The sequence below is a fragment of the Candidatus Limnocylindria bacterium genome (assembly GCA_036523395.1).
In the GTDB taxonomy this organism is placed as follows: domain Bacteria; phylum Chloroflexota; class Limnocylindria; order P2-11E; family P2-11E; genus CF-39.
Map to the genome: position 1 here is coordinate 1 of DATDEH010000101.1, position 9,149 is coordinate 9,149.

The 9,149-nt window shown below is 69.2% G+C and carries 10 protein-coding genes; 8 read left to right on the forward strand and 2 right to left on the reverse strand.

The genetic code is table 11. The features are described 5' to 3' along the window. The coding region (locus VI056_12680; protein ID HEY6203881.1) for an MFS transporter at window positions 1-522 on the reverse strand (522 nt) is incomplete at its 3' end. 187 nt (window positions 523-709) lie between these two features. Between VI056_12680 and rny the strand changes: the two genes are divergently transcribed. Then, on the forward strand, window positions 710-2,242 hold the full coding sequence (gene rny / locus VI056_12685; GenBank protein HEY6203882.1) for a ribonuclease Y: 1,533 nt from the start codon (window positions 710-712) through the stop codon (window positions 2,240-2,242). A gap of 12 nt (window positions 2,243-2,254) precedes the next feature. Here rny and VI056_12690 read toward each other — a convergent pair whose 3' ends face one another. Then, on the reverse strand, window positions 2,255-2,761 hold the full coding sequence (locus VI056_12690) for a hypothetical protein (GenBank protein ID HEY6203883.1): 507 nt from the start codon (window positions 2,759-2,761) through the stop codon (window positions 2,255-2,257). Between the two features lie 65 nt (window positions 2,762-2,826). Here VI056_12690 and VI056_12695 point away from each other — a divergent pair, with 65 nt between their 5' ends. The 7 genes from VI056_12695 to VI056_12725 form a co-directional block, all read left to right on the forward strand. Continuing rightward, window positions 2,827-3,600: a TIGR00282 family metallophosphoesterase gene (locus VI056_12695; GenBank protein ID HEY6203884.1), complete on the forward strand. Its 774-nt coding sequence runs from the start codon at window positions 2,827-2,829 to the stop codon at window positions 3,598-3,600. A gap of 14 nt (window positions 3,601-3,614) precedes the next feature. Next, complete coding sequence (locus VI056_12700; GenBank protein ID HEY6203885.1) at window positions 3,615-4,466, forward strand: PHP domain-containing protein; 852 nt, start codon at window positions 3,615-3,617, stop codon at window positions 4,464-4,466. Between the two features lie 38 nt (window positions 4,467-4,504). Then, window positions 4,505-5,395, forward strand: a complete 891-nt coding sequence (locus VI056_12705; GenBank protein ID HEY6203886.1) for a hypothetical protein — start codon at window positions 4,505-4,507, stop codon at window positions 5,393-5,395. A gap of 6 nt (window positions 5,396-5,401) precedes the next feature. Further along, window positions 5,402-6,406: a MoxR family ATPase gene (locus VI056_12710; GenBank protein ID HEY6203887.1), complete on the forward strand. Its 1,005-nt coding sequence runs from the start codon at window positions 5,402-5,404 to the stop codon at window positions 6,404-6,406. After that, window positions 6,403-7,611 carry a DUF58 domain-containing protein gene (locus VI056_12715; protein HEY6203888.1) on the forward strand — a complete coding sequence of 403 codons (1,209 nt, stop codon included), beginning with the start codon at window positions 6,403-6,405 and terminating at the stop codon, window positions 7,609-7,611. The genes VI056_12710 and VI056_12715 overlap by 4 nt, the downstream gene beginning before the upstream one ends. Next, entirely contained in the window at window positions 7,601-8,935 is a 1,335-nt protein-coding gene (locus VI056_12720; protein HEY6203889.1) for a DUF4129 domain-containing protein, read from the forward strand. Before VI056_12715 ends, VI056_12720 begins: the two co-directional genes overlap by 11 nt. Window positions 8,936-8,937: 2 nt before the next feature. Continuing rightward, window positions 8,938-9,149, forward strand: a 212-nt coding sequence (locus tag VI056_12725) for an isopentenyl transferase family protein (protein HEY6203890.1), incomplete at its 3' end; no start/stop codon positions are given.

Sequence of the window (9,149 nt, forward strand, 5' to 3'; positions counted from 1 at the left end):
GCTCTCGAGTTCGCCAACGCCATAGCTCGTTCGGAGCAGCGTTGGCACGGCCGCGGCGACGGATCCGCCCGCAAGGGCGAGGCTCCAGAGCGCCTGACTCGCCGCGAACACGCGCGTGCGCTGCGCCTCGCCCGCCTTCTCTGCGAGCAGCGCGTCGAAGCTCGAGATCGTCAGTGCTCCGGCCGCGCCGTTCGCGAGGCCGACGCCACCGAGGATGCTCGCCGCGACCAGCCACGCCGGCTCCATCGTCGTGGCGAAGACGAGGTAGCTCGGCACCGGAAGCAGCGTCCCGGCGACGATGAAACGACGCCTGCCCCACCGGTCGGCGAGGACGCCCGAGAAGGCGACGATGAGCGACGCCACCAGTCCGGAGACCGTGTAGAGGAGCCCGATGAACGCCGGCTGGATGCCCGCGCGGTCGAGGTAGAGCGGCAGCACGACGAGCAGGTAGCCCATCGGCACCGTCGATACGAAGGCGCTTGCGAGCAGCAGACGCGTGCCGGGCGGTGCGTACTCGCGCATCCGTTGCAGGCTAGCGCCGTTCGCATTGCGTACGCAGGGCGAACGGCGTTATCCTCAACGCACTTAGAACTTGTGAACCCCGGCCGGCGGGGCACGCCGTTCCGCCGGCCGCTTACGCGATCAAAGGGGCGTTCGCCCCGGCTCGGCGAGCGTCCTCGCGTTCGCGCCACACGGAAAGGAACTTGAGATGCCCGACCCTCTCGTCGTGGGCCTCGTGGCCCTCGTCGGAGGCCTCGTCGGCTTCGTCGTTGCCCTCCTGGTCCGCCGTTCCCTCGCGCTCGGCAGCGAAACGGCCGCGCGCGCGAACGGGGACCGCCTCATCGCGGAGGCCCGCGCGAAGCAGAAGGAGATCCTCCTCGAGGCCAAGGACGAGGCCATCACGCTGGCCAAGACGGCCGAGACCGAGAACCGCGAACGCCGCGCGGAGCTGCAGCGCTACGAAACGCGGCTGGACAAGAAGGACGAGCAGCTCGACCAGAAGCTCGCCGCTGTGGACCAGCGGGAGCGCCGCCTGGTCGAGAAGGAGCTGGAGCTAGAAGCCGAGCGCGAGAAGGTCGGCCAGCTGCAGACCGAGCAGCGGGCCGAGCTGTCCCGGGTGGCGGGCCTGTCGCTGGACGAAGCGCGCGGTCTGCTGCTGAAGCGTGTCGAGGACGAGATGCGCGACATCACCAACCGCAAGGTGCACGACCTCGAGCAGGAAGCGCGTGACACGGCAGACGTTCGTGCCCGCGAGATCATCACGATGGCGCTACAGCGGTACGCCGCCGAGCACACGGCCGAGCACACCGTGACCGTCGTGGCCCTTCCGAGCGACGACATGAAGGGCCGGATCATCGGCCGTGAGGGCCGGAACATCCGCACCCTCGAGACCCTCACCGGCGTCGACCTGATCATCGACGACACGCCCGAGGCCGTCGTCGTCTCCGGCTTCGACCCGATCCGGCGTGAGGTCGCAAAGCGCGCCCTCGAGCGGCTCCTCGTCGACGGGCGCATCCACCCCGCGCGCATCGAGGAGATGGTCGCGAAGGCGAAGAGCGAGATCGACCAGGTCATGAAGGAGGCTGCTGAGTCCGCCATCTACGAGGTCGGTCTCGCGGGGCTACATCCGGACCTCGTCCGCCTGCTCGGCCGTCTCCATTTCCGCACGTCGTACGGACAGAACGTCCTGCGCCATTCGATCGAGGTCGCCCACGTCGCCGGAATGCTGGCGTCGGAGACGGGCTACGACCCGCAAACGATGAAGCGCGCGGGCCTATTGCACGACATCGGCAAGGCGATCGACCACGAGGTCGAAGGGCCGCATACGATCATCGGCGGCGAGCTGCTGAAGCGGTACGGGTTCCCGCAGAACGTGATCGACGGAGTCGTCGGTCATCACGGCGACGTCGAGCCCGTGACAATGGTCGGCACGCTGATCTCCGCGGCCGACGCGATCAGCGCCGCGCGACCCGGCGCACGCAGCGAGATCGTCTCGAACTACCTGCAGCGCCTGCAGGAGCTCGAGAGCGTCGCGAACAGCTTCCAGGGCGTCGAGAAGTCGTTCGCGATCCAGGCGGGTCGCGAGATCCGGGTCATCGTGAAGCCCGAACAGATCGACGATCTCTCGACGGCGCGCCTGTCCCGCGACATCGCCCAGAAGATCCAGGAGTCGCTCCAATACCCGGGTCAGATAAAAGTGACGGTGATCAGGGAGACGCGAGCGGTCGAGTACGCGAAGTAGACGCTAGTCGGGTCAGGGAACACGGAACGGGCCGATGAGGTACGCGGGCCAACGGGTCGGAGTCCTTTGCTCTCTGCAGACGATCCCGTAGATGCCGCTGGGCAGCGTTGGCTCGGAGCTCTTGGTCTGCGTCGAATCGACGGTGGTGGCCCCGAATCTGTCGGTGAAGCTTGGAGGATTGAGCTGGTCCTCGTTCGACACGAACCGTCGTTGTTGCTCCGCGATGAACTCCTCCAGCTCACGGTATGCGTGGCCCTCGAGCATCCGATGGAAGGTGAACATCGCGGGGAACGATGTCTTGTTGACGAGCGTCGCGACAAAGTGCGCGGGCAGGAGCGCGCCGAGCTGCTGGGCGGTGCAGTCGGTGGCCGTCAGCGTGATCGTCGGGTTGGTGGCTGCCGTGGCGGCGGGTGCCGTGGCGGCTGGTGCCGTGGCGGCGGGTGCCGTGGCGGCGGGTGCCGTGGCGGCGGGCGCGGGCCCGCCGCACGCGAGCGTTGCGGAGATGAGTCCACAAACCACGAGCCCTAAAGTCCGACGTCTGAACATCCTCGGCCGAGGCGCAGCGTAATCTCGGCGTCAACAGTGTGAAGATCCTTTTCGTCGGCGACGTCGTCGGCAGGCCCGGACGGAACGCGATCGCGGCGCTCTTGCCGAAGGTCCGCGCGGAGCGCGCCATCGACCTCGCGATCGTCAATGGTGAGAACTCGGCGGGCGGGGCCGGTCTCACGTTGGACATCGCGCGTGAGCTCAATGCGAACGGCGCGGATGTGGTGACGAACGGCAACCATGTCTGGGACCAGCGACAGTTCCTCAACGACATCGAGCTTCTGCCGTTCGCGATCCGGCCGATCAACCTCGCGCCCGGCAATCCGGGACGCGGGTTCGTGGTAATGAAGGGCGTTCTCGTCGTGAACGCGATCGGCCGCACGTTCATGGCACCGGCCGACGACCCGTTCCGCGCGATCGACGACCTCCTCGATCAGCTGGGCCGCGACGCCCCACGCGTGCGCGTCCTTGACTGGCACGCCGAGGCGACCAGCGAGAAGGTCGCGATGGGCTGGCACCTCGATGGCCGGTTCTCAGCGGTCGTCGGTTCGCACACGCACGTGCCGACGGCGGACGCGCGGGTCCTCCCGCAGGGCACCGCGCACGTGTCGGATACCGGCATGGTCGGGCCGCGGGACTCGGTGCTCGGGGTGGACAAGGACATCATCGTCGCGCGTTTCCGCGACGGCATGCCGCGGCGATTCGAGGTCGCGGGCGGTCCGGTGCAGTTCAACAGCGTGGTCATCGACGCCGACGAGTCCACGGGTCGCGCTCGATCGATCGAGCGGCTCGACCTGGAGCACGAAGCCTGAGCGCGGGTTACCCGATCGACCTCCATACACATTCGACCGCGTCAGACGGCGCGCTCTCTCCAGCGGAGCTCATCGCGCGTGCCGGCGAGCGCGGCGTGCGCATCCAAGCGCTGGCCGATCACGACACGCTGCGCGGAGTCGCCGAGGCGGTCGCGGAGGGCGAGCGCCGCGGTGTGCGCGTGATCCCGGCGACCGAGCTGAACACCGAATCGGAGTGGGGAGATGTCCACGTGCTCGCCTATTTCGTCGATCCGCAGGACGCCGCGCTCGAGGAGCGACTGCGCTGGCTGCGCGAGAACCGCGGACGGCGTATCGAGCTGATGGTGGAGAAGCTGAACGCCCTCGGCTACGCCGTCTCCGTAGACCGAGTGCGCGAGATCGCGCAGGGTGGGTCCACGCTCGCTTCGCTCGCTGAACAGGGGCCCCTCCCCCTGGGCCGCCCGCATCTAGCGCAGGCGCTGTTCGAGGCCGGCCATGTGCCGACCTACGACAGCGCTTTCGACACGCTCATCAGCAAGGAATCTCCGGCGTACGTCTCGCGCGTCGGCCTCGCGCCGCTCGAAGCAGTGTCGCTCGCGCGCAGGCACGGAGGCGTCCCGTCACTCGCGCACCCCGGCACCGTCACGGGTCTCGAACGTTTGCTGCCCCAGCTCGTCGACGCCGGCCTCGTCGGAATGGAGTGTTACTACGGCTCACACACAGCCGCGTTCACCGCACTGTGCCTCCGTCTATGCGGACGTTACGGTCTCGTGCCGACCGGAGGCAGCGATTTCCACGGCCGCGGCGAGCACGGCACGGATCTCGGTGGCGTCTTCGTGCCGGAGGAGTGCATCGCAGCGCTGGAGACCCACCGAGCGGGGAACTGAGCGGTACCATTCCATCGGTCTGTGGAAGGGGAGTGTTGATGGCCGGCGCGCTGCGACCCGTCGTCCTCCTCATGCTCGTGGCGTCAGCCCTCTTCGTGGTGGACGGCATCCTCGACGGTGTCTATCCGGGCGGACCGGCGTGGTTCACGGGCAAGTACCAGAACCTTGCCGAGATCGCCTACGCCTTCGCCATCCTCAATACGCTCGTCGCATATCTCGTTGCGCGTGGCAGCGAACGCAGTCTCATCGCGCGCATCGGCCTCTCGGCCTTCTTCGTCGTCGAGCGGCCGCTCACGGCGTTCATCCTCGGCCCCAAGGAGCTACCGGCGGTCGTCGTTCACCTCGCGACGGCCGTGCTGGAGCTGGTGATCCTGGTCACGGCGGTGCGCGTCTGGCGCCTCGGCCACTCCATCGGCGATGCGGAGATGAGCAGCCTTTTCGGCCTCCAGAGCTCATCGCCGATGCCCGTGCCAGCCGACGACGAAGACGAGCCACGCCCCCGCCAGTCGTCGCCCGGGCTGCCCCAGAGGACGGCCTGGCTGCTCGGGATCATCACGATCTTGCTGGCCGCGGTCCTTGTCGCGGACGGCGTCGTCTCTGGCTTCGTTCCCGGCGGCCGCGACTGGGGTCTGTCCGGTGACGCGTCGGGATGGCTTGTCTATCTCTTCGCGATCGTCGTCCTTACCGTCGCGGCGCGCGCCGTCCACGGCGGAACGCTCGCGCTCCGCCTGCTCCTCGCGACCGCGCTGCTGCTCGTCATCGAGCGCGCCTTCAGCCCGTTCGCGCTCCGCGTCGTCGATCCGTTCGCGCTCGTCCTTCACGAGCTCGCGGCATTCGTCGCCCTCGCGCTGGCGCTCGCGTGCGCGAGTGCGATCCGTGGCCGGCGCGCGAACGCGGAGGGCAGCGTCGCCTCGCTCGAAGCGGCCTGATCCCGCGTGACCACGGTCAAGGAGGCTGCGAACCGCCTCGTCGAGCAGGTCGGACAGGTCGTCGTCGGAAAGCGTGCGGCGACCGAGCAGCTTCTCGCGGCGCTGCTGGTCGAAGGACATGTGCTCCTCGACGACGTCCCCGGAGTGGGGAAGACGACGCTCGCGCGAGCGGTCGCGCGATCGTTCGCGCTTTCGTTCCGCAGGATCCAGTGCACGCCGGACCTGGTGCCGTCGGACATCACCGGCGTCTCGATCTTCGATCAGCGGACGCAGACGTTCGAGTACCGGCCGGGACCGCTCATGGCGAACATCGTGCTCGTCGATGAGATCAACCGCGCGACGCCGCGTGCGCAGTCGAGCCTGCTGGAGGCCATGCAGGAGCGGCAGGTCACGGTCGACGAAACGACGCATGCGCTTCCGGAGCCGTTCTGCGTGATCGCGACACAGAATCCGATCGAGCTCGAGGGAACATTCCCGCTGCCCGAGGCGCAGCTCGACCGATTCCTTCTCATGCTGCAGCTCGGCTATCCGAACGCCGAGGAGGAAGACGACATCCTCCGCGTTCACGGACCGGGGACGGTGTCCACCGACGACCTGCGACCGATCTTCGACGCGAGCGCGCTCGCGTCGCTCCGTGACGAGGTCCGCGCGGTCCGTGTGAGCGATGCCGTGCGCCGCTACGTCGCGGATGTCGTGAGGGCGACGCGCACCGCGGAGGGCGTCGAGCTCGGCGCGAGTCCACGCGCCGCGCTCGCGCTCTATCGCGCGGCGCAGGCGCACGCGGCGATCCGCGGTCGGGCGTACGTCCTGCCCGACGACGTGAAGGCGCAGGCGTCCGCGGTGCTCCGCCACCGCCTCTTCCTCATCGCCGACGCGCAGATGCGCGGACGCACCGGCGCGGCCGTCGTGGCCGATGTGCTGGCGCGCACGCCCGTTCCGGCGGAGGAGAGTCGGTCCATCGCAGGGGGAGAACCCCCAGCAACCCCGCTCCGCGGAGTCGCATCGCGATGACGCGGTCCGGCCGCTTCGAGTGGCCGATCGTCATCGCGATCGTCGCCGTTGCCGCCATCTCTCGTTCGCCCGCGCTCATCGTGCTCGGCGCCGGCGGTCTCGTCGTGTGGCTCATGGTGTGGGTAACGGGACGTCTCGCGCTCGTCGGTCTCGAGACGCAGCTCGCGGTCTCGCCGGATCGTCTCATCGCCGGCGAGCCGCTCGTCGCGACGGTGACGATCATCAACCGCAAGCCGTTGCCTCTGCCGTGGCTCGACCTTCGCCTGTTCCTTCCGGAGGGCATCGAGACCCCCGAGCCGACCCCAGGCCTCGCGCGCGGCTGGGTCAATGCCGGCTTCGCACCGCGCGGCCACGAGCGGCTCGTGCTGCGCTTCCCACTGACCGTGATGCAGCGCGGCGCCTACGCCGTCGGCCCGATCCGCCTACGCGGCGGGGACTGGCTCGGCTTCACCGTCTCCGAGCGGACCGACCACATCACCGCGCACGTCGTCGGCTATCCGGCGCCGCTCGCGGTGCGTGACCGCCAGCTGCCATCCCTGCGGCCGTTGGCGGAGCTCGCCACGCGGCGCGGTCTGCTGCCCGATCCGCTGCGCTTTCGCGGCGTGCGCGAGCATCGCAGCGGCGATCCCCGGAAGGAGATCCACTGGAAGGCTTCGGCGCGGCTGCGCGAGCTTCAGACGAAGCTGTACGAGCCCGCCACGAGCCTCGATGCGATCTTCCTCGTCAACGTCGCGTCCTACGAGCAGTACTGGATCCAGGCGGACCCCGAAGCGGTCGAGTTCGTCGTGTCGGCCGCCGCGGACATGGTGCGCATCGCCGCCAACGCCGGTCGCCAGATCGGCCTGGTGACGAACGGCCTCGACAACCTCACGCACGAGCGCCCGCGCTCGGCGCTCGGCCGCGGTCCGCATTCGCTCACACGGAGCCTCGAGATCCTCGCGCGCCTTGGACCCTATGCCGCGAACTCGCCGGAGGCGGTGTTCCTCGGCGAGCGTGGCCGCTTGCCGTGGGGCGCGACGCTGATCGTCGTGACACCGAAGGTCACGACGGGTCTCGCCAGCGCGATCGTCGCGCTGCGCCGCGCGCATCACCGCGTGTTCGGAGTGAGCGTCGCGCCGGTCGATGCCGAACTGGCCACGTATCTTCGCGGGCGCGGCGTCGTCCTCGACGTCCTGCGTCCGGCGGAGCTTCGTCGTGCGAGCTAGCGGCGCTGTCGCGATCCTCATCGGCGCGCGCTGCTTCGTCGAGGCCGTCGCGTTCACCTGCATCGCGGCGATCGCGCACGCGGCCACCACGGGGACCGTGCCGCTGCCGATCGTGCCATGGACGCTCGTGCTTTTCGGCATCGGCCTCCTGCTCGTGACCATCCAGCGTGAGGTGAAGAGCGAGCGCCGCGGGACGACGATCCTGATCGTCACGCTCGCAGCCGGCGTGCTGTGGGGGCTCGTGCTTCCAGCGCGCGATCCCGACGGTTTCGCCGTCCTGTCCCGGATGGTGGCGTTCGCGCTCGTCGCCGAAGCGTTCCTATGGCGGAACCTATCGATCGCGCGCGGCGCGGTGCGTTGGAACGATTCCCGCAATGCGCTGCTCTTCTCCGGCACGTGTGTCGGGCTCGCGGCGCTCGCGACCGGGCCGATCGATCACGGGCCGCTCGCGGTCCTCGCGCTTCTCGTGGTCGCGCTGTCGGGACTCGCGCTCTCGCTCGCGCGCACGACGGAGGAGCTGGCCCTCGCGCGTGGCACGCGGGGTGGCGCGCGCGCGTCGTCCGCGACCGGTGTGAGCTTCGTTGTCGGAGTCGTCGCGATCCTCGCGGCCGCGTTCGTACCCGTCGTTCAGGACGCGCTCTCGGCCTTCGGTACGGCCATCGAGCCGACGTTCACAAGGGTCATCTACACCGTGTTGTTGCCGCTTGGGTATCTCGCCGCGCTCTTTGTCGAGTTGTTCGCGGCGCTGATCCGTCTCGGCAGGTTCGATCGCGTTCCGCCGATCCTTCAGGTCCGCACGCCCGCCGACGACGAGGCGCTGCTGCGCCAGATCGAGCAGACCCGGCCGATCGTCTTCGGCGCGGTCGAGCTGCTCATCCTGTTCGGCGCGGCGCTCGTCGCCCTGTTCCTCTTCGATCGGATGCTCCGCGAGCGGCGGCTCGAGCTCCCCGAAGGCGTCACCCTCGAGCGCGGCACGGCCGAGGGGTTCGGTCTTGGCGACATGCTGGGACGCCTGAGACCGCGCCGCGGCATGTCGCGTCGTGCGCCGCGCGACGACGGCAGCCCGAGCGGTGCGCTGCGTCTCCTGTACTGGCGCTTCTTGACGCTCGCGGAGCGCGCTGGCGTCGGATGGCGGCTGCCGCAGGAGACGCCCGCGGAGCATCTCGCGCGCATCGCGAACGAGGACGCGCGTTGGTCTGCGGGAGACGGGCTGGTGCGTGCGTTCGAGGACATGCGATATGGAGGATCCGCGCCTGACACGACAACGCTCGAGAACGCCCGCGGCGCGCTGCGCACCCTGGAGAGCGCCCGACGCGCGTCGTAGCCATCGTCGGTCCGACTGCTTCCGGAAAGAGCGCGCTCGCGCTGCGCGTGGCGGAGGCTCTCGGCGGCGAGATCCTGTCCGCCGACTCGCGTCAGGTGTACCGCGGCATGGACATCGGCACCGCGAAGCCGACGCGCGCCGAGCGTGCACGCGTGCCGCATCACCTCATCGATGTCGCCGATCCCGGCGAGCGTTACGACGTGTTCCGCTATCA

What these genes read in the sequence shown, in the direction of transcription:
- rny (HEY6203882.1), top strand. Translation starts at nt 710, where the DNA reads ATGCCCGACCCTCTCGTCGTGGGCCTCGTGGCCCTCGTCGGAGGCCTC.
- VI056_12705 (HEY6203886.1), top strand. Translation starts at nt 4,505, where the DNA reads ATGGCCGGCGCGCTGCGACCCGTCGTCCTCCTCATGCTCGTGGCGTCA.
- VI056_12715 (HEY6203888.1), top strand. Translation starts at nt 6,403, where the DNA reads ATGACGCGGTCCGGCCGCTTCGAGTGGCCGATCGTCATCGCGATCGTC.